At 62.7% G+C, this 25794-nt stretch carries 20 protein-coding genes; 13 read left to right on the plus strand and 7 right to left on the minus strand.

Annotation, left to right across the window (positions count from 1 at the left end; genetic code table 11):
- Positions 1–5: 5 nt before the first annotated feature.
- Complete coding sequence (locus tag BP38_RS0112500; protein ID WP_081816649.1) at positions 6–1790, minus strand: sensor histidine kinase; 1785 nt, start codon at positions 1788–1790, stop codon at positions 6–8.
- 45 nt (positions 1791–1835) lie between these two features.
- Positions 1836–2594, minus strand: a complete 759-nt coding sequence (locus tag BP38_RS0112505; RefSeq protein ID WP_245602406.1) for a response regulator transcription factor — start codon at positions 2592–2594, stop codon at positions 1836–1838.
- A gap of 233 nt (positions 2595–2827) precedes the next feature.
- Here BP38_RS0112505 and BP38_RS21875 point away from each other — a divergent pair, with 233 nt between their 5' ends.
- From BP38_RS21875 to BP38_RS0112520, 3 genes are all read left to right on the plus strand, one after another.
- Entirely contained in the window at positions 2828–4696 is a 1869-nt protein-coding gene (locus BP38_RS21875) for an MHYT domain-containing protein (RefSeq protein ID WP_026988000.1), read from the plus strand.
- 184 nt (positions 4697–4880) lie between these two features.
- On the plus strand, positions 4881–6491 hold the full coding sequence (locus tag BP38_RS0112515) for a phosphoenolpyruvate carboxykinase (RefSeq protein WP_035725157.1): 1611 nt from the start codon (positions 4881–4883) through the stop codon (positions 6489–6491).
- A 186-nt stretch (positions 6492–6677) separates the two neighbouring features.
- Positions 6678–7949, plus strand: coding sequence for an alpha-hydroxy acid oxidase (locus tag BP38_RS0112520; RefSeq protein ID WP_322098956.1), 1272 nt, complete (start codon positions 6678–6680; stop codon positions 7947–7949).
- An 18-nt stretch (positions 7950–7967) separates the two neighbouring features.
- On the opposite strand, the gene BP38_RS0112525 is transcribed toward BP38_RS0112520, so the two are convergent.
- On the minus strand, positions 7968–8825 hold the full coding sequence (locus BP38_RS0112525; protein ID WP_026988003.1) for a prephenate dehydratase: 858 nt from the start codon (positions 8823–8825) through the stop codon (positions 7968–7970).
- Positions 8826–8845: 20 nt separating this feature from the next.
- Positions 8846–9613, minus strand: a complete 768-nt coding sequence (locus tag BP38_RS0112530) for a 3-deoxy-manno-octulosonate cytidylyltransferase (RefSeq protein WP_026988004.1) — start codon at positions 9611–9613, stop codon at positions 8846–8848.
- A gap of 210 nt (positions 9614–9823) precedes the next feature.
- On the opposite strand from BP38_RS0112530, the gene BP38_RS22850 reads away from it, so the two are divergent.
- From BP38_RS22850 to BP38_RS0112570, 7 genes are all read left to right on the plus strand, one after another.
- Positions 9824–10996: a c-type cytochrome gene (locus BP38_RS22850; protein WP_081816650.1), complete on the plus strand. Its 1173-nt coding sequence runs from the start codon at positions 9824–9826 to the stop codon at positions 10994–10996.
- Between the two features lie 13 nt (positions 10997–11009).
- A complete protein-coding gene (gene hisN, locus BP38_RS0112545) occupies positions 11010–11816 on the plus strand; it encodes a histidinol-phosphatase (RefSeq protein WP_035725206.1) in 807 nt (268 codons plus the stop codon).
- A 145-nt stretch (positions 11817–11961) separates the two neighbouring features.
- Positions 11962–13833 carry an extracellular solute-binding protein gene (locus tag BP38_RS20565; RefSeq protein ID WP_081816651.1) on the plus strand — a complete coding sequence of 624 codons (1872 nt, stop codon included), beginning with the start codon at positions 11962–11964 and terminating at the stop codon, positions 13831–13833.
- 3 nt (positions 13834–13836) lie between these two features.
- A complete protein-coding gene (locus BP38_RS0112555; RefSeq protein WP_026988006.1) occupies positions 13837–14928 on the plus strand; it encodes a microcin C ABC transporter permease YejB in 1092 nt (363 codons plus the stop codon).
- Complete coding sequence (locus BP38_RS20570; RefSeq protein WP_051609331.1) at positions 14925–16052, plus strand: ABC transporter permease; 1128 nt, start codon at positions 14925–14927, stop codon at positions 16050–16052. Before BP38_RS0112555 ends, BP38_RS20570 begins: the two co-directional genes overlap by 4 nt.
- Positions 16052–17698, plus strand: coding sequence for an ABC transporter ATP-binding protein (locus BP38_RS0112565; RefSeq protein ID WP_026988007.1), 1647 nt, complete (start codon positions 16052–16054; stop codon positions 17696–17698). The genes BP38_RS20570 and BP38_RS0112565 overlap by 1 nt, the downstream gene beginning before the upstream one ends.
- 36 nt (positions 17699–17734) lie before the next feature.
- Positions 17735–18664 carry a 2-hydroxyacid dehydrogenase gene (locus BP38_RS0112570; RefSeq protein WP_026988008.1) on the plus strand — a complete coding sequence of 310 codons (930 nt, stop codon included), beginning with the start codon at positions 17735–17737 and terminating at the stop codon, positions 18662–18664.
- A 32-nt stretch (positions 18665–18696) separates the two neighbouring features.
- Here the strand turns inward: BP38_RS0112570 and BP38_RS0112575 are convergent, their stop codons facing one another.
- The 3 genes from BP38_RS0112575 to BP38_RS0112585 all read right to left on the minus strand — a co-directional run bounded on the left by BP38_RS0112575 (position 18697) and on the right by BP38_RS0112585 (position 22992).
- Positions 18697–19848, minus strand: coding sequence for a pyridoxal phosphate-dependent aminotransferase (locus BP38_RS0112575; RefSeq protein ID WP_026988009.1), 1152 nt, complete (start codon positions 19846–19848; stop codon positions 18697–18699).
- A gap of 201 nt (positions 19849–20049) precedes the next feature.
- Positions 20050–20463, minus strand: coding sequence for an RNA-binding S4 domain-containing protein (locus BP38_RS0112580; protein WP_026988010.1), 414 nt, complete (start codon positions 20461–20463; stop codon positions 20050–20052).
- Positions 20464–20466: 3 nt separating this feature from the next.
- Positions 20467–22992 carry a helicase-related protein gene (locus BP38_RS0112585; RefSeq protein ID WP_051609350.1) on the minus strand — a complete coding sequence of 842 codons (2526 nt, stop codon included), beginning with the start codon at positions 22990–22992 and terminating at the stop codon, positions 20467–20469.
- A 155-nt stretch (positions 22993–23147) separates the two neighbouring features.
- Between BP38_RS0112585 and BP38_RS0112590 the strand changes: the two genes are divergently transcribed.
- From BP38_RS0112590 to htpG, 3 genes are all read left to right on the plus strand, one after another.
- On the plus strand, positions 23148–23486 hold the full coding sequence (locus tag BP38_RS0112590) for a type II toxin-antitoxin system RelE/ParE family toxin (RefSeq protein WP_026988012.1): 339 nt from the start codon (positions 23148–23150) through the stop codon (positions 23484–23486).
- A complete protein-coding gene (locus tag BP38_RS0112595; RefSeq protein WP_026988013.1) occupies positions 23471–23752 on the plus strand; it encodes a helix-turn-helix domain-containing protein in 282 nt (93 codons plus the stop codon). The genes BP38_RS0112590 and BP38_RS0112595 overlap by 16 nt, the downstream gene beginning before the upstream one ends.
- A gap of 144 nt (positions 23753–23896) precedes the next feature.
- Complete coding sequence (gene htpG / locus BP38_RS0112600; RefSeq protein WP_035725215.1) at positions 23897–25780, plus strand: molecular chaperone HtpG; 1884 nt, start codon at positions 23897–23899, stop codon at positions 25778–25780.
- Positions 25781–25794: the final 14 nt, after the last annotated feature.

Raw genomic sequence — 25794 nt, forward strand, 5'->3', positions numbered from 1 at the left:
TGCCTCTATTCCTCTGCCGGCAGGCGCACGATAAAGCAGGCGCCGCCTTCCGGCCGGTTCTCGGCGACAAGACTGCCCTTGTGGGCTTCAATGATCTGCAATGAGATGCTGAGCCCCAGGCCCGAGTGGGTGCCGAACTTCTCTTCGCGCGGACGTTCGCTGTAGAAACGGTCGAAGATGGCCTGCTGCTTGCCTTCCGGAATGCCAGGGCCCGCGTCGCTGATGGTGGCAACCACCACGGGACCCAGGTTGCGGTCTTCTTCGCGCCAAGCCTTGAGTTCGATGGTACCGCCTTCGGGCGAGAAGGAAATGGCATTCGAGAGCAGGTTGCGGAAGACCTGGCCAAGGCGTCCCTCCAAGCCCGTCACGACCAGGGACTTTTCTGTTGCCACATCCACCTTGAAGGTCAGGCCCTTATCCTCGCAGAGCGGCTTGTGGAGTTCGCCCATGGCATCCAGCAGCCGCCCCAGGTCGATACGCTCGTTCTCGGCGCGGGCCAGCTCGGCATCCAGGCGGGAGGCATCCGAAATTTCGCTGATCAGACGGTCGAGACGCTGCACATCGTCCAGGATGATGCCCATCAGACGCCGGCGCTGATCCTCATCCTCGATACGGTTGGCGGTTTCTACCGCAGAGCGCAGCGAGGTCAGGGGGTTCTTGATTTCGTGCGCCACATCGGCGGCGAAGTTCTCGATGGCTTCCATGCGGGCGCGCAGGGCCTCGGTCATGTCGATCAAGGCCTCGGAAAGATCGCCGATCTCGTCGTGACGCGCGCGCAGGTCGGGAATGAGATTGGCCTTGTTCTTGCTGCCGCGAATGCGTTCGGCGCCACGGGCGAGCCGCCGTATCGGTGCGGCGATGGTATGGGAGAGATAGAACGACAGCAGGACCGTCACAGCCAGAGCGACGGCGAAGACCAGCAGAATGTCGCTGCGCCGGTCGCGCACGGCGCGTTCCACGCTTTCACCGCCCTTTGTCACCATCAAGCCGCCAACAACCTGGCGATAGCGCTGGACCGGCACGGAAACCGAGAGGATCAGCTGATCGCCGGAATCGCGCCGCGCCATCGTGCCTTCCTCGCCGCGCAAGGCCTGCAGGACCTCTTTGTAGTCTTCGGCCTGTTGCTGCTGAGGGCTTTCTCTGTAGAGCGGCAGGTCCTGGTTGCCGGAGAAGAGCCGCATGATGCGATCATAGAGGGTTCCGAAGCTGCGTACGGCCGATGAGCCCGGGTCAGCCGGCGGTGGCAACTCCTCGACCTTGACCTGGCTGTCCGAGCCACCGAGCAGGAAGGAATCGGCGATCAGGTTGCCATCCTGGCTGAACAGGCGCGCCCGCAATTGGGAATCGTCCAGCAGGACACGGATCAATTGGCGCGCTGCCTCGTGCATCAGTTGCTGTTCGCCGTTGCTGCCGTCGCGCACCGCGGCGGAGCCCAGCGCCAATGCCACGGTGGTGCCTTGGGTGCGCATGGCCTCCAGTTCGGAATCGATCAGGCTCTGGCGATACTGGTCCAGATGCAGCAGGCCCAGGATGGGGATCAGCAGGACCAGGACATTGAGCAGAAGGATGCGCCGGGTCAGCGGCGAGCGCCAGGCCGGCCGGCGCCAGGTCCTGCTTTCGCCGTCAGGCTCTTCGCTACGGGCCGATCCATAATCGGCCTGCCCCTCGCGCACACGCCGCTTGTGCGTGCTCCGCCGGGCGGCAGAGCGCTGCGCGTCTTCCGACGGGCTTCCGCTGGTTTCGTTATGCCTGTCGGCGCCTTTTCTGCTCAGCAGGTTGAAACCGGCCATGGGCAAGTGCTGCCTTTCCTCGCTCCCTGCACCGGCGAGGCCGGGTCAGGCTTCGCGATAGCGGTAACCTACCCCGTAGAGGGTTTCAATCTGGGCAAAGTCGTCATCGACCTGCTTGAACTTCTTGCGCAGGCGCTTGATGTGGCTGTCGATGGTTCGGTCATCCACATAGATGTGTTCGCCATAGGCCGCATCCATCAGCTGGTCCCGGTTCTTCACGTGGCCCGGGCGCTGGGCCAGGGCCTTCAGGATCAGGAATTCGGTGACCGTCAGGTTGACCGGCTCGTTTTTCCAGTGACAGAGGTGGCGGGCCGGATCCAGCAGCAGTTCCCCGCGCCGGATCGAGGCCTCGCCAGCGGGATCGACCTCGTCCTTGCTTACCTTTTCCCGACGCAGGAGGGCGCGAATACGCTCAATCAGGAGGCGCTGCGAGAAAGGTTTTGTGATGTAGTCGTCTGCCCCCATGCGCAGGCCGATGACTTCATCAACCTCCTCGTCCTTCGAGGTCAGGAAGATGACCGGAACGTTGGAGGATTCGCGTATGCGGCCAAGCAGCTCCATGCCGTCCATGCGCGGCATCTTGATGTCCAGGACCAGCAGATCGGCGGGCGTGGTCGAGAGGCTGCGCAGGGCCTCGGAGCCATCCGCATAGCTGCGAACCCGAAAGCCCTCGGCCTCGAGTGCTATGGACACCGAGGTCAGGATGTTGCGATCGTCATCCACAAGCGCGATGCTGTAGCGATCGGCTTGGAGACCGTCCCCGGCAGATTTTCCGGAATGCTGTTCGGCGGTTGTCGTCATCATGAATAGCGCCTTATCGCGTGTCTGTGGCGAATTTACGGCAACTGCACTTGCCTGTCACACCGGGAAAACTACATCAGGGCATGTTGAGCCAACCCTGGAATGTCTCCTGAGCATCCAGCTATATCAACCCAATATTAACCATTATACTTTCACAATCGCAAAAACTAGCGGTCCAGGTTTGATCGCTGTCCTGGACTTGGTTCCGGGCATACGCAAAGGAACCAAGGATTCGGATGACCGATACCCTAATTCAAGGCGACTATAGCCCGCTGCTGGTAACGCTCTCGCTGCTGGTCGCCAGCCTGGCCTCGTTTGTCGCCATCGACACGGCGCCGCGAATCTGGGCCGCCAGTGGCCTGCGGCGCCACGTGTGGCTGCTTTTGGCGGCCCTGGCCATGGGCGGCGGCATCTGGTCGATGCATTTCATCGGCATGCTGGCCTTCATGCTGCCGGTGGACGTGACCTATGACCTGGGCCTGACCTTTGGTTCCGTCGTGTTGGCCGTGGGTGGAGCTGCGGCCGGCTTTATAATCATCGGCCGCCAGGGGTCTCCTCTCGCTGTCCTGACGGCCGGGATTTTCCTGGGCCTGGGCGTGGTGAGCATGCACTACACCGGCATGGAAGCCATGAACATGCAGGCCATGGTTTCCTATGATCCTCTGCTGGTGGGGCTATCGGTCCTCTTTGCCGTTGCGGCCGCCACCACGGCAGTCTGGATCACCATCCGGGTATCCGGCTTCTGGTGGCGCATCCTGTCGGCCCTGATCATGGGCCTGGCCGTCTATGGCATGCACTACATCGGCATGGAAGCGGCCATGTTCCATGCCCAGCCTGCACTTGCGCCGGCCCATGGCGGCTATCAGGTCGACCCCTATGTCCTGGCCTTCGTCATCGCGTTCGGGACCATAGCGATCCTGATGCTGCAGCTGGTGACCACGGCTGTAGATCGCCGCTTTACCGCCTATCGCGAACGCGAGGCCGTGATCCTGCGCCAGAGCGAGGCGCGTTTCCGACGCCTGGTGGAAAATGCCAGCGACTTCATCTTCGTTGTGGACGCCCAGGGGACGATCCAATTCGCCTCCTGCCCCAACAGCGGTTTGAGCGAGAAGGCTGAGGGGTCCGAACTGTATGAACTGCTGCAGGGGCCGGCCGTTGAGGATCTGGTTGCGCGTCTGGCTCAGTCGACTTCGGGCGAAACCTGGGCCCATGCCGAGGGCACCTACCTGACTCTGCCGGGCCGGGGACGTCGCGAGTTCGAGGTGACGGCCCGCAACCTGATGGACGACCCGGCCGTCATGGGCACGGTGCTGACCCTGCACGACATCACCCATCGCCAGCGCGCGGCGGCGGAACTCCAGTATGCCAAGAATCTCTCCGACGAGGCCAACCGGGTGAAGTCTGAGTTCATTGCCAACATGAGCCACGAGCTGCGCACCCCATTGACAGCTATTCTGGGCTTTTCTGACCTGATCCGGAGCCAGGCTTTCGGTCCCCTGCCTAACGAACGCTATCTGGAATATGCCGACGATATCTACAACAGTGGCAGCCAGCTTTTGGCGATCATCAACGACATTCTTGACATCTCCCGGATCGAGGCCGGGCAGCTGGACCTGAACGAGGAAACACTGCAGGCCCAGGAACTGGTTCAGGACAGCCTGCGGATCCTGGAGCAGAAGGCCCAGAAGAAGGGGGTCGCACTGATCGATTCCTGTAAGGCGGAGTTGCCGGAATTCAGCGGCGACGGGCGCCGCTTGCGGCAGGTGCTGATCAACCTGGTGGGCAATGCCGTCAAGTTCACACCCTCCGGCGGGCAGATTCGCGTGATTGTGCAACAGGACAGCGACGGTGGAATGGTTTTTTCCGTCCAGGATACCGGCATCGGCATTCCGGAGGACAAGCTCGCACAGGTGACCAAGCCCTTCTTCCAGGTTGATGGTACCCTGGCGCGTCAGCATGAAGGTGTCGGCCTTGGCCTGGCGATCTCACGTTCCCTGATCGAAATGCACGGAGGCACGCTGGTTGCGGAAAGCACGCCTGGCCAGGGCACGACCTTCCACTTCACGCTTCCGGTGCGTCGGGTCCAAGCCTGGGCCGCGGCCTGAAGAGTCCCCAGCCTGTGACAGCCATGGCGCAAAAGCGGCACGTGAGCTGAGAACAGCGATATAAATCAACCGCTTGCGGGGTTGTATCCGCAGGCGGTGTCCGTGTGACCCCCGGTACGCTCCTTGAATCCCGTGCGCCCTTGGCTTAATGAACGGGAAGCACAATAATTTAGGAGGTGCCACCGTGGAAGATATAGGCCCTGTTATCAGCACGCATGGGTTGCAGGAACTCGGCTTGCGGAACTATACCCGCGCCAACTGGAATCTTTCTGTGCCGGCGCTGTATGAAGCAGCAGTACGCCGTCAGGAAGCGCGCCTGGCCCAGGGCGGGCCGATCGTGGCGCGTACGGGGCAGCACACCGGCCGCTCCCCGAAGGACAAGTTCATTGTGCGCGAGCCGGGCAGTGAGAACGATATCTGGTGGGGCGATGTCAATGTCGCCATGGCACCGGAGCAGTTCGACAACCTGTTGAACAAGGCGCGCGCCTATCTGCAGGGCCGCGAGATCTTCGTTCAGGACCTCTACGCCGGGGCCGATCCCCAATACCGCCTTCCGGTGCGCATCATCACAGAGAATGCCTGGCACAACCTGTTCGCCCGCAACATGTTCATCCGGCCCTCGTCTCAGGAGCGCGGCAGCTTCAAGCCGGAATTCACCGTGTTGCAGGTGCCGGGGCTGCAGGCGGACCCGGATACCGACGGAACCAACAGCGAATGCTTCGTGCTGGTCAACTTCGCGCAGCGTCTGGTCCTGATCGGAGGCACCTCCTATGCCGGGGAGATCAAGAAATCGGTCTTCTCGATCCTCAATTTCCTGCTGCCCACAGAGGACGTTTTGCCGATGCACTGCTCGGCCAACATCGGCCCTGCCGGCGACACCTCGATCTTCTTCGGCCTGTCGGGTACCGGCAAGACCACCCTGTCGGCCGATGGCAGCCGCACCCTGATCGGCGATGACGAACACGGCTGGTCGGAGCGCGGCGTCTTCAACTTCGAGGGCGGCTGCTATGCCAAGGTGATCCGCCTGTCCGAAAAGGCGGAACCCGAAATCTATGCCACCACGCGGCGTTTCGGAACGGTGCTCGAGAATGTGGTCATGGATCCCGATAGCGGTGTCCTGGACCTGGACTCGGCCGAATTGACCGAAAACACCCGCGCATCCTATCCGCTGGACTTCATTCCCAACGTCGCCGACAGCGGTATGGGTGACCAGCCGCAGAACATCGTCATGCTGACGGCCGATGCCTTCGGTGTGCTACCCCCGATCAGTCAATTGACGCCCGAACAGGCTATGTACCATTTCCTGTCGGGCTACACCGCGCGTGTGGCCGGAACGGAAAAGGGCGTGGGCAGCGAGCCCATGGCCACCTTCTCCACCTGCTTCGGGGCTCCCTTCATGCCGCGCCATCCCAGCGTCTATGCCAAGATGCTGGGTGAGAAGATGGCCCGGACGGGTGCGCGTTGCTGGCTGGTTAACACCGGCTGGACCGGTGGTCAGTACGGCGTTGGCGAGCGCATGTCGATCCAGCATACGCGGGCGATGGTGCGCGCCGCGCTGGATGGGCGTTTGGCCGAGGCGGACGGCTTCATTCACCCGGATTTCGGGATGTTGGTGCCCCGGCGCTGCCCCGAGGTGCCGGAAGAGGTGCTGGATCCCAAGAACACCTGGTCGGACAAGGCGGCCTATGACCGTGTGGCGCGCGATCTGACCCAGCGCTTCGAAAAGAACTTCAAGCAGTTCGAAGGCTACGTGGATGACAATGTAAAGGCGGCGGGAATCTACCAAGCTGCCTGACGACCGCGCAGATCCCGAATCTTCCGACAAGACCGGCTGGACCCTAGGGAGTCCAGCCGGTTTTTCTATCCGGATTACATTCATGATAGAGCGGGCCTGTGCCTCATTCTTGCGATTTCGGGCCTGAGAGCTATCTTGGCCCTCCCGCCGGGGTCAGGTTGGAGAGGACAGGAAGGAAGGCGCGTCGTGAGAGATACAGGCCACGAAGGCAATTCCGCAGCCATCAAGGCAGAGGATTTCCACGGCTCAGGCCAGCAGAGCCCGCCCCGCAAGCCCGCAGGACCCGCCAAGTTGTCCCGCAAGTTGCGAGCTATCCTGTCACTGGATGACCTGGAGCCAGCCGCCCGCCGACATCTGCCGCGCCCGCTGTTCGGTTACATTGTCGGAGGCTCCGAGGACAACGCGTCGCGTACGGACAATCGGGCGGTTTTCAAGGAATATGGCTTCGTTCCGCGCGTCCTGACCGACGTTTCCAAGCGCTCCCAGGCCGCTACGCTGTTCGGTAAGACCTACGCCGCGCCCTTTGGCATAGCCCCCATGGGGATTTCTGCCCTGATGGCCTATCGTGGCGACTTGGTGCTGGCCCGGGCCGCGGCCGAGGCCAGTATTCCGATGATCATGAGCGGCTCGTCCCTGACCCGTTTGGAGGAGGTGGCCGAGGCCGCGCCGGAGACTTGGTTCCAGGCCTACCTTCCTGGTGAACCACCCCGGATCGAGGCCCTGGTCGACCGAGTCGCTCGCGCCGGTTTCGAGACCCTGCTGCTGACCGTTGATACGGCTGTCCTGGCCAGCCGCGAGAACAATGTGCGCACAGGCTTTTCCACGCCGCTCCGGCCCAGCCTGCGCCTGGCCTATGACGGCGCGATCCGGCCCAACTGGCTGGTGAACACCTTTGCTCGTACCCTGCTGCGTCACGGCATGCCGCATTTCGAGAATTCCTATGCCGAGCGCGGCGCGCCCATCGTGGCCCAGAACATTACCCGCGACCTTGGCCTGCGGGACCACCTGAACTGGGAGCACCTGAAGCAGATTCGCGCGCAGTGGAAGGGCAAGCTGATCGTGAAGGGCATCCTGGCGCCCGAGGATGCACGCATCGCCCGGGAGCAGGGCGTGGACGGCATCATCGTGTCCAACCACGGTGGGCGGCAGCTGGACGGGGCGATATCGGGATTGCGGCAACTGCCCGGAATCGTTGCCGAGTCGGGCGGCATCCCGGTCATGTTCGACGGCGGTATCCGGCGTGGCACGGATGTGTTGAAGGCCGTCGCGCTGGGGGCGGATTTTGTTTTTGTCGGCCGGCCTTTCCTCTATGCCGCGGCCATCGGCGGGCAGGACGGTGTACAGCACGCCATAAACCTCCTGGCGACCGAAATCGACCAGGACATGGGCCTGATGGGGATCAACAGCCTGAAGGAAATGGGGCCCGACAAGCTCTATCGCCGGTCTCCTGCGAGCTGACCGGCAGCGTGAGGGGCGCTACAGCGGGGCGCCGCCGGCGCGGAACTTCGAGGCCGGATAGACGCCCAGGATACGGACCTCGCGGCTGAAGAAACTGAGTTCCTCCAGAGCCAGGCGGACCGGCTTGTCCTGGGGGTGTCCTTCGATGTCGGCATAGAACTGGGCGACGGTGAAGCTGCCGTCCAGTATGTAGCTCTCCAGCTTGGTCAGATTGACGCCGTTGGTGGCAAAGCCGCCCATCGCCTTGTAGAGTGCGGCCGGCACAGAGCGCACCCGGAAAACCAGGGAGGTCATGATCGCACCGCTGTCGGGCTCGACATCCGAGGGCTCGCGCGCCAACACGATGAAGCGCGTCGTGTTGTGACTGGCGTCGTGGATGTCGCGCGCCAGGGTGTCCAGGCCGTAGATCTCGGCGGCCAGCGACGAGGAGATGGCGGCCTGGCCGGGATCGTTGCGCTCGGCCACCTCGGCGGCGGCGCCGGCGGTGTCGGCGTGGACAACCGGTTTCAGGTTGTTGTCGCGCAGGAAATTCCGGCATTGCGAGAGGGCGTGGACATGGCTGTGTACGGCTTCCAGCCTGTCCAGGCTGGCCCCCTTGGGGGCCACCAACTGATGTTCCACCTTCTGGAAATGTTCGGCAATGATGTGCAGGCCCGAACTGGGCAAGAGGTGATGGATGTCGGCCACCCGCCCGGCGCTGGAATTGTCGATGGGAATCATCGCCAGTTCCGCCTGGCCATCGCGCACGGCGGCGAAGGTGTCCTCGAAGGTTTCGCAAGGCAGGGTGGTGCGGTCCGGGTAGACATGCCGGCTGGCCATTTCCGAAAAGGCCCCATGGGCGCCCTGGAAGGCGATTGCGCTGTTGCTGTCTGTCATGGCTCCGGACCCGCCCTGGTTCATTTCCTGTTTTTCGGGGAAAGCAGGCGGCGTGCCCGCTCCAGATCGTCGGGAGTATCGACACCCAGTGGAAGCGTGTCAACGCGTGCCACGTCGATGCGCATGCCATGTTCGAGCGCCCGCAACTGCTCAAGTTTCTCGCGTTGCTCCAGCAGACCGGGGGGCAGCTTGACGAAACGCTCCAGGGCCTGACGGCGATAGGCGTAGAGCCCAATGTGGTGGTAGAGGGGCTGGCTGGCCTCTTCCTGGTCCCACGGCACCGGACAGCGGCTGAAGTAAAGGGCACGGGCCTGCCGGCTGCCTTCGGGAAACAGGCAGGCGGCCTTCACCACGTTGGGATTGCCGCGTTCGGAAGGCTCCTCGATCTCGGCGGCCAGGGTGGCGATGTCCACCTCGGGGGTGGCCAGCGGAGCGAAGACGGCACGAATGGCTTCCGGCTCCAGGGTCGGCAGGTCCCCCTGCACATTGACCACGGCGTCGTGATGGCCTTCGGGATCGATCTGCCCCAGGGCCTCGTGAATGCGATCCGAGCCTGAAGGGTGGTCAGGACGCGTCTGCACGGCCTGTCCACCGGCCTGCTGGATCGCCTGCACGATGTCCGGCTCTGCGGCGGCCACGACCACAGGGCCGATACCGGCTTCGCAGGCCCGGCGCCAGACGTGGACAATCATCGGCTCGCCGTGGATATCGGCCAAGGGCTTGCCCGGCAGACGGGTGGAGGCCATGCGGGCCGGGACAAGAACGACGGGATTGCTGGGTAAGGACATCTGTCTCGACTTCTTGCTTGGAACGCTCTAACAGAAGAAATCCGCCAAGGGGTCAGGCAATAAAAACCGGCAGTTCTTGTGCGACAAGAGCTTTTTGTCGCAGTGGACGTTTGATATTTCCGCATTTCAGGATATTGAACCGTCCGCCCGGGCCGGCTATTGTCCCGCCTCACCTTCCGCAGCCGATAGTCAACAGGGTAGCGATACGCAATGTCACTGGAATTCAACAAGGTAGCGGCGGCTGTATTGACGGCCGGCATCGTGGCCATGTCGGCCGGATTTGTCTCCCAGCTTCTTGTTTCGCCAAAGGATCTCTATGAGGACGCCTATCCTGTGGAGGTGACGGATGGTGATCCCTCCGATGCGCCCGAGGCCGAGGAGGAAACCCTCGAGTCGGTCCTGGCCCTGTTGGGGGATGCCGATCCCGAGAATGGGGAATCCCTGACGCGAGCCTGCCAGGCCTGTCACACCTTCGAGGAGGGTGGTGCCCATCGTGTCGGACCGAACCTCTGGAACATTGTCGGGGCCAACCATGCCCATGCGGAAGACTTCGATTATTCAGACGCCCTGGCGGAAAAATCCGACGAGCCCTGGGCCTATGAAACCCTGAATGCCTTCCTGGCCGATCCCTCCGGTTATGCGCCGGGCACGCGCATGAGCTATAACGGCATGAGCGACGTCGAGGATCGTGCCGACCTGATCGCCTACCTGCGCAGCCTGAGCGATGAGCCCGCCGACCTGCCGAGCGAAGAAGAGATCGCCGCTGCTCAGGAGGAAGAAGGCGGCGATGGTGAAGGTGAAGGCGAATCTGCCGAAGGCGATTCCGGGGGAGAAGGCGACTCCGGGGAGGCCGAAGGAGCAGAGGACGAGGGCGGCGCTTCCGAAGGTGAGGGCTCCGAAGAGGGTGAAGGCGACAAGGCCGAATCCGGAGACGACGTCCAGGAGAGTGAAGAGGCCGGCGACGAAGGCGAAGCCGCCGAAAGCGGCGAGGGCGAAGAGTCCGCTGCCGCCGATGCGGATAGTGATCTGCGCCAAATGATCGCCGATGCCGATCCCGCCGAAGGCGAAGGCAAGACTCGCCAATGTGCTGCGTGCCATACTTTTGATGAGGGGGGCGCCAATCGTGTTGGCCCGAATCTCTGGAATGTGATCGGTCAGCCGCTCGCGCACCTTGACGACTATAACTATTCTTCGGCATTTACGGAGGCCAGTGAAGAGGGCAAGGAGTGGACCTACGAGAACCTTGCCGCCTATCTTCAGGATCCGCGCGGCTGGCTGCCGGGGACCAAGATGACTTTCGCCGGCGTGCGAAGCGAAGAAGACCTGGCCGCGATCATCGCCTACATGCGCGAACAGGGTGATAACCCGCCGCCGCTCGACTGATCCGGACGGGATCGTGTCGGATAGGCTCACGTCCTGCCCGCAGGACCTGGTCGATTTCGCGGAAGAGCTGGCGGGATTGGCAGCGGACGTGGCCCGGGGGCATTTCCGGACGTCGGTTTCCGTGGACTTAAAGGCAGACGAATCGCCCGTCACAATCGCGGACCGCACGGCGGAAGAAAAGATGCGCGCGGCCATTGCTCGCCACTTTCCTGAGCATGGCGTTTTCGGCGAGGAGTTCGGTATCGAGAAGCCGGATGCCGAATACCTCTGGGTCCTGGACCCCATTGATGGCACGAAGGCCTTCATTACCGGCAATCCCCTGTTCGGCACATTGGTCTCCCTTCTGCACTGGGGGCAGCCCATCCTGGGCATCATCGAGATGCCGGCCCTGGGCGAGCGCTGGATTGGAGCAAGTGGGCAGCCAACACGCCGCCGCGATGTCTCCGGGGTGCAGGAGACACGAACACGCGCCTGTTCCAATCTGGACCGTGCGATCATGCGCACCACTTCGCCCGACATGTTCCCGAAAGAGCAGGCCGAAGCCTATGACCGGCTGTCCCGCGCCTGCGGACTGACCCTCTATGGCGGGGACTGCTTCTGTTACGGACAGTTGGCCAGCGGTTTCGTCGACCTGGTGGTCGAGGCAGACCTGAAACCCTATGACTTCATGGCTCTTTTGCCCGTGGTCATCGGCGCCGGTGGCGTGGTCACGGATTGGCAGGGCATGCCCCTGTCCCTGGACTCGCAAGGGGATATCGTGGTTGCGGGCGATCCAGAGGTTCATGCACAGGCTCTGACGCTACTTTCCGGTAAAATCTGAACAAATTGTAATCTCCCCGTTTGAGGATCACAGTTGCGAAGCGCCAATCATCGGCTACCCTAGGAAAGCACTGGAAAATCCGGCCCAAACCGGACAGAACCGGAATGGCAAGAGCGGGAGGCAGGTCACGAATATGGCGGGGGGCATGAGTTCGATCGTGAAGGCGGCGAGCCTTTGTCTCCTGCTTGGGAGTTCTCCGGCACTCGCCGAGGAGGGTCCGGAGGACGAAGCCCCGCGACCGCGCCATGGCATCGCCATGCACGGCGAACCGAAGTATCCGGCCGATTTCACCCATTTCGACTATGTCAATCCCGATGCCCCCAAGAGGGGCGCGGTGCGGCTGGCGGCGCGCGGGACCTATGACAGCTTCAACCCCTTTGTCGTCCGTGGTGTCGCGGCCAGCGGCGCCAGCTACCTGAACGAAACACTGATGGTGTCCTCTGCCGACGAACCCTTCAGCATGTATGGGCTTGTTGCCGAGAGCATCTCTGTGCCGGACGACCGCTCCTGGGTGGAATTCACGTTGCGTGAGGAGGCCCGCTGGCATGACGGAGAGCCCATTTCGGTCGAGGATGTCATCTTTTCGCTCAATCTCCTGCGCGAGGAAGGCCATCCCATCTATCGGCAGTATTATGCCGATGTGACAGCCGCCGAGAAGACGGGGCCGCGCAAGGTGCGGTTCACCTTTTCCGAGGGCGAGAATCTGGAACTTCCCCTGATTATCGGCCAGTTGCCCATCCTGCCCAAGCATTACTGGGAGGAGCGGGATTTCACGCGTTCGGACCTGGAGCCGCCGCTGGGCAGCGGTCCCTACCGCGTGGCCGATTTCGAGCCGGGCCGTCATGTGACCTATGAACGGGTGGAGGACTATTGGGGCAAGGACCTGCCGGTCAACACGGGGCGCTATAACTTCGACAGGATCCGTTACGATTATTATCGCGACGAAACGGTCATTCGCCAGGCCGTGAAAGCCGGTGAGGTGGATTTCCGGCAGGAAAACCAGGCCAAGGCCTGGGCCCTGGATTACGACACACCCGCCGTGGAGCAGGGCCGGCTGGTCATGGAGGAGATTCCACACGAGCGCCCGACAGGGATGCAGGGTTTCGTCATGAACACACGGCGCCCTGTCTTCAGCGACCCCAAGGTTCGGCGCGCCATGGCCTACGCCTTTGATTTCGAATGGTCGAACCGCAATCTCTTCTTCGGGCTTTACGATCGTACGGAAAGCTATTTCTCGAATTCCGAACTGGCATCGAGCGGCCTGCCCGAGGGGCGCGAGCTGGAGTTGTTGGAGCCCTATCGCGAGGAGTTGCCGGAAGAGGTGTTCGAAGAGGCGTACTTTGCCCCCTCCACCGACGGCAGTGGCTGGCCGCGCCAGAATCTCAAGAAGGCCTTCGAGCTGCTCGAAGAGGCCGGTTGGGTGGTGCGGGACATGAAGCTCGTGCACGAGGACACGGGCGAGCAGATGACCTTCCAGATCATGATCTACGACACCGCTTTCGAACGGGTCGTCCTGCCCTACGTTCGCAATCTCAGGCGGCTTGGTATCGAGCCGACGGTCCGGCTGGTGGATACCTCGCAATTCGTCAATCGCCTGCGCGATTTCAATTTCGACATGACCATTTCCTCATGGGGACAGTCGGATTCTCCGGGCAACGAACAACGCAACTACTGGAGTTCGTCGGCCGCAGAAATGCCGGGCAGCCGCAATTTGGCGGGCATCCAGGATCCGGTGGTCGATGAGCTGATCAACGAGGTCATCCGGGCCGGCAGCCGCGAAGAACTGGTGGCGGCAACGCGCGCCCTGGATCGCGTTCTCTTGTGGGGTCACTATGTCGTTCCGCATTGGCATTCCCGGGTGGATCGCCTGGTCTACTGGAACAAGTTCGGCCATCCCGAGGATCCGCCCTTGCACGGCTTTGAATTCGACAACTGGTGGATTGACGAGGACAGGGCCCGGCGCCTGCGTGAAGGCGACGAGATGGTGGACTCGCCGACGGACGAGCAGGAGGGCTAGGACGTGACTGCCTATATCATCCGACGGCTTTTCCTGATGGTGCCGACGCTGCTCGGCATCATGCTGATCAACTTCCTGGTCCTGCAGTTCGTGCCGGGTGGTCCCATCGAACAGGTGATTTCCCAGGTCACGGGAGCCGGCGGCGGCACCGAGGCCGCCATCGAGCGGGCCTCGCGCAGCGGCGGTGAGGATGTCATCTCGTCGGCGCGCAGTGAACGCTATGGCGCCCAGGGGCTGGATCCGGAGTTCATCAAGGAGCTTGAGCAGCAGTTCGGCTTCGACAAGCCGGCGCATGAGCGCTTCATCATGATGATCGGGAATTACCTGGTCTTCGATTTCGGCGAGAGCTTCTTCCGCAATGCGGATGTGGCCGAACTGGTCATCGACAAGATGCCGGTCTCGATCTCGCTGGGGATCTGGACGATGTTGATCACTTATTTCGTTTCGATCCCCCTGGGTATTGCCAAGGCCGTGCGCGACGGCGAGTCCTTCGATATCTGGACCAGCGGCATCGTGATCGTGGGATTTGCCATTCCCAACTTCCTCTTCGCAATCCTGCTGCTGGTCCTTTTTGCCGGCGGCAGCTACCTGGACTGGTTTCCCCTGCGCGGCCTGGTTTCCGACAACTGGGAGGAACTGTCATGGCCCATGCAGATCGTGGATTATTTCTGGCACCTGGCCCTGCCGATCCTGGCCATGGTGATCAGCGGCTTTGCCGGTCTGACCATGCTGACCAAGAATTCCTTCCTGGAGAACATCCACCAGCAGTACGTACTGACGGCACGTGCGAAGGGCCTGACCGAACGGCGCGTGCTTTACGGCCACGTTTTCCGCAATGCCATGTTGATCGTCATTGCGGGCTTTCCGGCGGCCTTCATCAGCGTCTTCTTCACGGGCGTGCTGTTGATCGAGGTGATTTTCTCGCTGGATGGCCTGGGCCTGCTTGGCTTCGAGGCCGTGATCAACCGCGACTACCCCATTGTTTTCGGCACGCTCTATTTCTTTACCCTGGTGGGCCTTGTCCTCAATCTTGTGGGAGACGTCATGTACACCGTGATCGACCCGCGCATCGACTTCGAGAGTCGTGAGACATGACGCAGGACTCCGCGGACAGCAGGGCCAGGTCAGGCCTGTTCAGTCATCCCATTACGCGCCGCCGGTTGCAGAACTTTCGCAACAACCGACGCGGCTACTGGTCGCTGTGGATTTTCCTGGTGCTCTTCGGGATCAGCCTGTTCGCCGAATTCATTGCCAATGATCGGCCGATTCTGGTGTTCCATGACGGCAGCTTCTACATGCCGATCTTCCAGGACTATCCGGAAACAACCTTCGGCGGCGATTTCGAGACCCAGGCCGATTTTCGCGATCCCTACCTACAGCAGTTGATCAATGCCCAGGGCTGGATGGTCTGGCCCCTGATTCCCTATAACCACCAGACTGTGGCCTGGGACCTGGCCGAGCCCGCGCCCGCTCCGCCGGATGGTGTACACTGGCTGGGCACCGACGACCAGGCGCGCGACGTCCTGGCCCGCCTGATCTATGGCTTTCGCGTCTCGGTTCTGTTCGGCCTGGTGCTGACCTTCTCGAGTTCGCTGATTGGGGTCGCCGTGGGGGCGGTCCAGGGTTATTTCGGGGGTTTGACGGACTTGTTGGGCCAGCGATTCATCGAGATCTGGTCGGGCCTGCCGGTGCTTTATATCCTGATCATCCTGTCCAGTATCGTGCAGCCGAACTTCTGGTGGCTTCTGCTGATCATGCTGCTGTTCAGTTGGATGTCCCTGGTGGGTCTGGTCCGTGCCGAGTTCCTGAAGGTCCGAAACTACGATTATGTTCGGGCGGCCCGGGCGCTGGGTGTCTCCAACGGCGTGATCATGTACCGCCATGTCCTGCCCAATGCCATGGTGGCGACCCTGACCTTCCTGCCCTTCATCCTGACCGGTGCGATCACGACGCTGACGGCCCTGGACTTCCTGGGCTTCGGCCTGCCACCCGGCTCGGCCTCGCTGGGCGATCTGGTGGCCCAGGGCAAGGCCAACTTGCAGGCCCCCTGGCTGGGGCTGACCGCCTTTTTCGTGCTGGCCGTGATGTTGAGCCTGCTGGTCTTCATAGGCGAGGCGGTGCGTGATGCCTTCGATCCGCGCAAGCTCTTCGCCTCGGCCGCGCCGCCACCTGAAATGGCGGCCAGCACGCAACCCGCCACCGCTCCCGGGAGGGCCTGATGACGCAGTCGACTGCGGGCGCCGACAACATACTGACCCTGCGCAACCTGGGTGTGACCTTCCAGAGCCCCGGGGGAACGGTTGAGGCCCTGCGCGGCATCGACCTGGACCTGAAGAAAGGGGAAACACTGGCCCTGGTGGGCGAAAGCGGCTCGGGCAAGTCGGTCTGCGCACTGTCTGTGTTGCAGTTGCTGCCCTATCCCCTGGCGGCGCATCCCGGCGGCAGTTCCATCGTCTTCAAGGGCGAGGAGTTGATCGGCGCATCGCAGAAGCGCCTGCGCCAATTGCGCGGCAACGAGATCTCGATGATCTTCCAGGAGCCGATGACCTCGCTCAACCCGCTGCACACCGTGGAGAAGCAGGTGCGCGAGGTCCTGTTCCTGCACAAGGGCTATACCAAACAGGCGGCACGCCAGCGTACCCTGGAGCTGCTGGAGATGGTGGGCCTGCAGAATCCGGTCCGCAGGCTGAACGCCTATCCCCACGAACTGTCGGGCGGCCAGCGCCAGCGCGTGATGATCGCCATGGCGCTGGCCAACGAGCCCGACCTGCTGATCGCCGACGAACCGACCACGGCCCTGGACGTGACGATCCAGGCACAGATCCTGAAGCTTCTGCGCGATCTGCAGAGCGAGCTGCACATGTCGCTTCTGATGATCACCCATGACCTGAACGTGGTGCGCAAGAACGCGCAGAACGTCTGTGTCATGACCCATGGACAGATCGTGGAGCGTGGCCCCGTCGCCCAGGTCTTCGACAACCCGCAACATTCCTATACCCAACGCCTGCTGGCTGCGGAGCCCAAGGGGCATCCGCTGGAGACGCGCGCCGATGCACCGGTGGTCATGCAGGGCGACGACATCAAGGTTCACTTCCCCATTCGCAAGGGCCTGATGAAGCGGACCGTGGATCATGTGAAGGCTGTCGACGGTATCGACGTCACGGTGCGCGAGGGCCATACCGTGGGCGTGGTGGGCGAGTCCGGTTCCGGCAAGACCACTCTGGGCCTGGCGCTGCTGCGCCTGATCTCAAGCCAGGGCGACATCCTGTTCGAAGCACGCAACATCCAGGGCTGGAAGAGCGCCCAACTCAGGCCTCTGCGCCGAGAGATGCAGGTGGTTTTCCAGGATCCTTACGGTTCGCTCAGTCCGCGCATGTCCGTGGGCGAGATCGTCGGCGAGGGCCTCAAGGTCCATGACCTGAAGGGCAGCGAGACGCCGGAAGCGCGTATTATCCGGGCCCTGGAGGAGGTGGGCCTGGACCCGGAAAGCCGTCACCGCTATCCGCACGAGTTCTCGGGCGGTCAGCGCCAGCGCATCGCCATTGCGCGCGCCATCGTGCTGCAACCCCGCTTCATCGTGCTGGACGAGCCGACCTCGGCCCTGGACATGTCGGTGCAGGCCCAGATCGTCGACCTGTTGCGTGACCTGCAGGCGCGGCACAAGCTGGCCTATCTCTTCATCTCCCACGACCTGAAAGTTGTCCGCGCCCTGGCCGACGAGGTGATCGTGATGAAGGATGGCGTCGTTGTGGAACAGGGGTCATCGGGGGATATTTTCGACTCGCCCCGAGAGCCTTATACTCAGGCCCTGCTCAAGGCAGCCTTCGACCTGGAGGCGGTGGAGAGTGGTGTTGTAAGTCTTTAACCCTTCCGTTTCGCAATCCTTCAGTCGAGTATTCTCATGGCCCTGCTTTTCTATTCCACGGCAGACAGCGCGAAAGTCTGGATTCCCGAACTCGAGCGTCAATTGTCCCATCATGACATCCGGCAGTGGCCGGACATTGGCGATCCCTCCGAGATCGATTACGCCCTGCTCTGGAAGCCGGAGCCCGGGATCATGGCCGCGCTGCCGAATTTGAAGGTGATCTTCTCCATTGGTGCGGGCATAGATCACCTGGTGAAGGATCCGGACATGCCGCGCCACCTGCCGCTGGTGCGCATGGTGGAAGAGGGGCTGACCGCGGGCATGACCGAGTACGTGGTCATGCAGACCCTCTATCACCATCGCCGCATGCTGGACTATCGCGAGCTGCAGGCCGAACAGCACTGGGAACCGCTGCCGCTCACCCCCTGCTGGGACCGCAAGGTGGGCATCCTGGGACTGGGCGTGCTGGGTCGGGATTCCGCGGAGAAACTGGCCATGCTGGGCTTGGACGTGGCCGGCTGGAGCCGCTCCGAGAAGCAGATCGATGGCGTCAAATGCTATCACGGAGAGGAGGGTCTGCAGGAGGTTGTCGCGCGCAGCGAGATCCTGATCTGCCTGCTGCCCCTGACCGACGAGACACGCGGCATCCTGAATGCCGATCTTTTCAATCGCATGCCCAGGGGCGGCATGATCATCAACGCGGCGCGCGGCGAGCATCTGGTGGACCAGGACCTGCTGGATGCCCTGGCCAGCGGCCAGATCGATTCCGCCACCCTGGATGTCTTCCACGAGGAGCCGCTGCCCGCGAACCATCCCTTCTGGAACCATCGGCGCATCATCCTGACCCCGCACATGGCCAGCATCACCGTGCCCCGCACGGCGGTCGCTTCGCTGGTGGACAACGTGAAGCGCTTCGAGGCCGGCCAGCCCATGAAGAACCTGGTGGACCTGGACCGGGGGTATTGAGCCCCGGTGCTGTTTGAGCCAGGGGCGAGCCCTTACAGCGTCGCCGTCCAGCCCTTCAGCCGTTCGCAGGCCTCGACGATGTCCTCGTGTGCGCCGGCGAAGGAGAAGCGGATGTAGTGGTGGCCGCGCTCGGGGTCGAAGTCGTTGCCCGGTGTGGCGGCGACGTTGATCTCGTCCAGCATGCGCTTGCAGAGCGCCTGGCTGTCATCGCCCAGATGGCCGCTGTAGGCATAGATGTAGAAGGCGCCGTCGGCCGGCGCCAGGTCCGGAAATCCTGAGTTCGGCAGGTGTTCCAGCAGGTGGGCGCGGTTGTCGGCATAGACCTGGACGATCCCGTCCAGTTCGTTGCCGGCGTCGAAGGCGGCCACTGCGGCTTCCTGCGACAGGGCGGCCGGCGAGATGAAGAGGTTCTGGGCCAGACACTCGATGGGGCGCACCAGTTCGGGCGGCAGGACCAGCCAGCCCAGGCGCCAGCCGGTCATGGAATAGTACTTGGAGAAGCTGTTGACGATGATGGCCTCGTCGTCCAGCTCGTTGGCGCTGACGGCGCGACGCGTGAACTCGATGCCGTGGTAGATCTCATCCGAAACCAGACGGATGCCGCGCTCCCGGCAGCAGTTGACGATGCGGCCCAGCGTCTCCTTGTCCACCATGGTCCCGGTGGGGTTGGAGGGGCTGGCCAGGATCAGGCCGTCCAGCTCGCCGGCCTGTTCGATCAGCTCCGGCGTCGGCTGGAAGCGCTCCTCTGGGCCGGCGGGCAGCAGCACGGCCTCCAGTCCCAGGGCCTTCAGGATGTTGCGATAGGCGGGATAGCCGGGTGCGGCCAGGGCCACGCGGTCGCCCGGCTCGAAGGCGGCCAGGAAGGACAGCAGGAAACCGGCCGAGGAGCCGGCGGTCACCGCGATGCGGTCGGGATCGACCTCGGTGCCATAGGTCTCCATGTAGTGCCGCGCGATACGCTTGCGCAGGCGCGGGATGCCGAGCGCATCGGTATAGCCCAGGCGCAGGGAGTCGAGGGCGTTGTGAGCGGCCTTTCGTACGGCCTCGGGCGCAGGCGTGCCTGGCTGGCCGACCTCCAGATGCAGGACATGCTCGCCGGCCGCCATCTTCTCGTTGGCCGCACGCAGCACGTCCATGACGATAAAGGATGGAATGCGCCCGCGCTCCGCGACTTTCAGTGCCATGAAGGTCTCCCTGCCTGCTGGTTCTTGTAGCGGTTGCCAGCCATAACCTGCTGCGAGACCGAGGACAAGGCGAGGTGAGTGCTGAAATGAAAAAGCCCCAAGGTTTCGGCCACATTCAGGATCACGAGGAACGTGGCGTACTTCCAAGGGGCGGATGTCTTGATTTTATAGCAACAACCATTAATGGGTGCAATGTGATATTCACCATTCCCCGCGAAAGCGGTCCAGTTTGCGGCGTTCGCGTTTGGTTGGGCGGCCGCTGCCGGGTTCCCGGGCGGGACCGTCGCCGCGGGTGTTGCGGGGCAGGGGCTTCTGCTCGCTGATGGGGTTCAGGTCCTCGTAGCTTTCCTGGGCCTCGCTGGCGGGGCCGCGTCGGGCCGGCAAGGCGTGCACCTTGATCACGCGCACATAGGGGCCTTGGGAAAAGGTCAGGACGTCACCGATGCGCAGCCTGTGATTGGCTTTGCGCACCACCGCGCCGCCGATGCGGATGTCGCCGGCCTCACAGGCGCGCGTGGCCAGTGCACGGCTCTTGTAGAAGCGCGCGAAGAACAGCCACTTGTCCAGGCGCAGGAAACCCTCGTCCGCCCCTTGTGCCTCCTTATCCACAGGCATCGCTCAGCCGCGTTTCATGCTCTTCAGGACAGCAAAGGGGGAATGCGCCGCCGCCTCGGGTGGTGTGTTGGCCTGGGGCCGGGAGGTCTCGGTTTTCTTGCGCCTGTCGCGGGCCGGCTTGCGTTTGCCGTTGCGCTGGCGGCGATAGACGGTTTCGCCCTCCTCCTCGTGGGCTTGATAGCCGTTGCTGCCCAGGACCAGGCGCAGGGTTTCCGACTCACCGTCCAGCAGGTCACGGAGCTTCTGGTCGGGTTTCAGCACGCCCTCCCGGGTCTGCTGCCGGGCGCGGGCCATGACCTGCTCCAGACTGTCCACCCGCACGGCCAGCTTGCGCTTGCCCCGCCCCAGACTACGATAGCCGATGGCCTGGCAGAAGGCGGGGTCGTCGGCGCGTTCGTCGTGCAGCAGGCGTGTGCTGCTGTCGGGAACGGGCGTGAAGGCATGTTCGTGGAACACGCACCAGAGCAGGGCGCGCAGGCGTTGGCTGCGCGGCTTCAGCAGGGCCGGCAGGAAGAGCGACTGCACCCCCAGGCGCAGGTTCAGTCCGGCGAGTGCCTTGCGGTCCGCCTTGTCCAGTTGCCGGACCTGTTCGGCGGCGGCGCTGCGCGGCAGGCTGCCCATGGCTTCCGCCACCTGGAAGGCCAGGCCGCGGGCTGCTCCCTTCAAGGGCGCTTCCTCAAGCTGGTAGAGCGGGGCCAGTCCGTTGCGCAGGTGCCGGTTCAGCCAGTCGGCCAGGCGCCGGCGGATGCGCTCGCGCGAGGGGCCGTCCAGGAACTCGCTGTCGAAGGTCTGGATGCGCGGGGTCAGAGGGCTGTCCCCCGGCGCCAGGCGGGCGATGGCGGTGCCGCGCCAGAGCAGCTGGGCCTGGTCGTCCAGCTGGAAGGCGCCGTCGTTGTCCTCCTCGAGTTTCGACAGGCGCTGCGGCATGACGCCTTGCAGGGCCTTGCGCGTGGCCGAGAGGATGGCCTGGCTGTCGTCGCGGTCCACCGAGGCGTCCAGGCGGAATCGAAAGCCCTCCAGGTGGCCGACCTCTTCGCCCTCAACCAGGACTTCGCCGTTCTTGCGCACCGAGGCCAACAGGTCCTCGCCACTCCTCAAGCGGCGCAGCAGGGTGGCCGTGCGCTTGTCGACAAAGCGGTTGGTGAGCCGTGCATGCAGGGCGTCGGACAGCTGGTCCTCGATGGCGCGGGTGCGCTCCTGCCAGCCCTTGGCGTCGGCCAGCCAGTCACCGCGATGGGTGATGAAGGTCCAGGTCCGCACATGGGCTATGCGGGCGATCAGCGCGTCGATGTCCCCGTCTGTCCGCGCGATTCGGTTGATCTGCCGGGCGACCCAGTCCTCGGGCAGGCGGCGGTCGTTCTGGCGCAGATGCCGGAAGATCTGGCTCAGCAGCCGCACATGGTTGTCGCTGAAGGTCTTGCGAAAGTCCGGGACCTGGCAGACGTCCCACAGCAGCTCGACGCTGGCGCGGTCCTGGGCCAGATCCATCAGCGAGCCGTCCCGCAGCAGGGAGGAAAGCGCCGCCTGGTCGTCCGGTGGGCGCACGCGCATCAGCTCCCGGCGCTCCGGCCGGCGTTCCAGGCTGCGCAGCAGGGCCTTGGGATGGGTGAAGTCCAGCTCGCGGTTGCGCCAGTAGAGGGCGTTCAGCGCCGGAAACTGGTGTTCCTCCACGGCCTCGATCAGCTCTTCCTCCATGGGCGGCTGGTCGGCTGTGGTGCCGAAAGTGCCGTCGTTCATGTGGCGCCCGGCGCGGCCCGCGATCTGTCCCACCTCGGGGGCGCTGAGCCGACGCGGGCGGTGGCCGTCGAACTTTGACAGCCGGGCGAAGGCCACGTGGTCGAGGCCCAGGTTCAGGCCCATGCCAATGGCGTCGGTGGCGACCAGGTAATCCACCTCGCCGGATTCGAACATCTCTACCTGGGCATTGCGGGTGCGTGGCGAGAGAGCGCCAAGGACAACGGCCGTGCCTCCCCGCTGCCGGCGCATCATCTCGGCCAGGGCATAGACCTCGGACACCGAGAAGGTGACCACCGCCGATCGCGGTGGCAGGCGGTTCAGCTTCTTCTGCCCGGCATAGGTCAATTTCGAGAAACGGGGGCGCGAGACAATCTCCAGGTTGCGGATCAGGCCGTGCAGCAGCGGCCGGATGGTCTCGCTGCCCAGCAGCAGGGTTTCCTGGGTGCCGCGGGCATGCAGCAGACGGTCGGTGAAGATGTGGCCGCGCTCGGGATCGGCGGCCAGCTGGATCTCGTCCACCGCCAGGAAGTCCACCGGTTTGGTCACCGGCATGGATTCCACCGTGCAGATAAAATAGCGGGCGGTTTCGGGGATGATCTTCTCTTCGCCGGTGATCAGTGCCACCTGGCGCTCGCCCCGGGCCTTAACCACGCGGTCGTAGTTCTCGCGCGCCAGCAGGCGCAGCGGAAAGCCGATCATGCCGCTGGAATGCGCCAGCATGCGCTCGATGGCAAAGAAGGTCTTGCCCGTGTTGGTCGGCCCCAGGACCGCGACGACCCGATCTGAACTCATGAGCACCATCCTACAGACGTCGGGCGGTGTGGGCCAAGGTGCAAGACAAGGGACGGGAGAAGATTGAACTTTTTAGTACAATCTTTATGGGCAATTTCGCAATATATGCTATTATAGATAAATATTGTATTATATCTAGAAAGATATAAATTGATATGTCTGAATGGCGTGTTGAGTTGACAGAGGCGGCAGAAAAGGAAATTCGTGCCTTGCCGCATGAGCTGCAAGCGCGATTTCTGCATGTTGCCGAACTTCTGGAAGAGTTGGGGCCGCAGCGGGTCCGAGAGCCCTATGTCAAGAAGCTCGAAGGAAAGCTGTGGGAGATGCGTTTCAAGGGGAGAGACAGGATTGCGCGTGCAATCTATTTCCATGCATTAGGTAAGCGCCTTCTTGTTTTGCGAGCGTTTGTCAAGAAGACGCAAAAAACGCCGCGTCGAGAGATTGAGCTTTCCTTGAACAGACTGAAAGATATCTGGACATGTCCAAGACGCTGACTGACTTCAAGGCTGAACTCCTGGAAACCCCTGAGGTGAGACTGGCTTATGAAGCTCAGGCCCCAGAATATGCCATAGCACGCGCTATCATAGAGGCGCGAACTCGTTGTGGCCTGACCCAGGCTCAACTGGCAGAACGGATGAAAACGTCGCAATCCTACATAGCAAGGCTGGAGAGCGCTCAGGTCATTCCCACCATGAAAACCTTTCTGCGGGTCGCTGAGGCTACGGAATCCAAAGCACATTTCTCGCTGGAGCAGCAATAGGAAAGCTGTCGGGACGGTCCCCTCTGCTCTTGCACCGAAGTGGTTCGCTACTCATATCTTGCCGCAGATTGCACACGGCCGTGCTCGATCCTGAGCGACGGTCTGGATACCACCTGAGACAAAGTGAAGAATTCGGCCAAGATCATGAGTGAGACCACCCAGGAAACTCTATCCTTTCAGGCGGAAGTCAGCCGCCTGCTCGACATCGTCGCCAACGCGCTCTATTCGAACCGAGAAATCTTCCTGCGCGAGTTGATTTCCAATGCTTCGGACGCCTGCGACAAGCTGCGCTACGCCGCACTGACGGAACCGGCGCTTCTGGAAAACGATTCCGAACTGCGCGTCGAGCTGTCGCTGGACAAGGACAAGGGGCAGTTGACCATCGCCGACAACGGTATCGGCATGAACCGGGAAGACCTGGTGGAAAACCTGGGCACCATCGCCAAGTCCGGCACCTCGGCCTTCCTGGACAAGCTGGGGGAAAAGCGCGGCGAGGTGGACCTGATCGGCCAGTTCGGCGTCGGCTTCTACTCCGCCTTCATGGTGGCCCAGCATGTTTCCGTCGAGACCCGCAGGGCCGGGGAAGGAACCGGCTGGCACTGGGAGTCCGACGGTCACGGCAGCTTTACCATTGGCGAGAGCGAGACAGCACCTCCCCGGGGGACGCGCATCACCATCACGCTGAAGGAGGATGCGCAGGAATTCCTGGAAGAGGCCAACCTGCGCCGTATCGTGCAGACCTACTCCGATCACATCGCCTTCCCGGTCGAATTGAAGCATGAGGGCGATGAGGAGGACGAACGTCTCAACAGTGCCGGCGCGCTCTGGCTGCGCCCGAAGAGCGAGATTTCGGACGAGCAGTACAAGGAATTCTACAAGCACGTCGCCCACGCGCTGGACGAACCCTGGAGCTGGCTGCACTTCCGGGTCGAGGGCATGATGGAATATACGGGCCTGCTGTTCATTCCGACACAGCGGCCCTATGACCTGTTCGATCCGCAGCGCAAGCACGGGGTGAAGCTCTATGTGAAGCGCGTCTTCATCACCGACGACTGCGAGACCCTGCTACCGGCGTACCTGCGTTTCCTGCGCGGCATCATCGATTCCGAGGACCTGCCGCTGAACATCAGCCGCGAGATGCTTCAGCACAATCCCATGATCGCGAAGATCAAGTCCGCGCTGGTCAAGCGCGTCCTGGGCGATCTGGAGAACAAGGCCGAGAAGGAGCCCGAGAATTACACGAACTTCTGGGAAACCTTCGGCCCCGTGCTGAAGGAAGGCCTCTACGAGGACCGCGACCAGAGCGAGCCGCTGCTGAAGCTGGCGCGCTTCCGCTCCACCCGGCGCGAGGGCTGGGTCTCGCTGGAAGAGTACCTGGCCGGCATGAAACCGGGACAGAACGAGATCTATTTCATGACCGGCGAGGACCTGGAGGTCCTGAAGAAAAGCCCACAGCTCGAGGGCTTCTATGACAAGGATGTCGAAGTTCTGCTTCTGACCGATCCCATCGACGAGTTCTGGGTGCCGGCCGTCGGCAGCTTCCAGGACACGGAGTTCAAGTCGGTGACCCGGGCGGGTGCCGATCTGGACAACATCGGGAAGGAATCCGGCGAGGAGGCAAAGGACGACGAGGAGAAACCCGAGGAAAGCGATGCCGATGCGCTGGTGACCTTCCTGAAGGAGAACCTATCCGGAAAGGTCAAGGATGTACGCACCTCCAAGCGCCTGACCAGCAGTCCCGTCTGCCTGTCGGCCGACAGCGGCGACCTGGACCTGCATCTGGCCCGCATGCTGAAGCAGCATGGTCAGTTGAACCAGGAGGCCTCGCGCATCCTTGAGGTCAACCCCAATCATCCGCTGGTGCGCAAGCTGTCCGAAAAGCTCAGCAACGGGGCCGAGGCCAGTGAGATGGAGGGCATGGGCGATCTGCTGCTGGATCAGGCGCGCATTCTGGACGGCGACCTGCCGCTCGATCCTTCGAACTTCTCCAAGCGCCTATCCGAACTGGTCCAGCGCAGTCTCGGCTGAGACAACAGCGGGTT

It is taken from the genome of Fodinicurvata fenggangensis DSM 21160, from assembly GCF_000686045.1.
Classification (GTDB): domain Bacteria; phylum Pseudomonadota; class Alphaproteobacteria; order Kiloniellales; family DSM-21159; genus Fodinicurvata; species Fodinicurvata fenggangensis.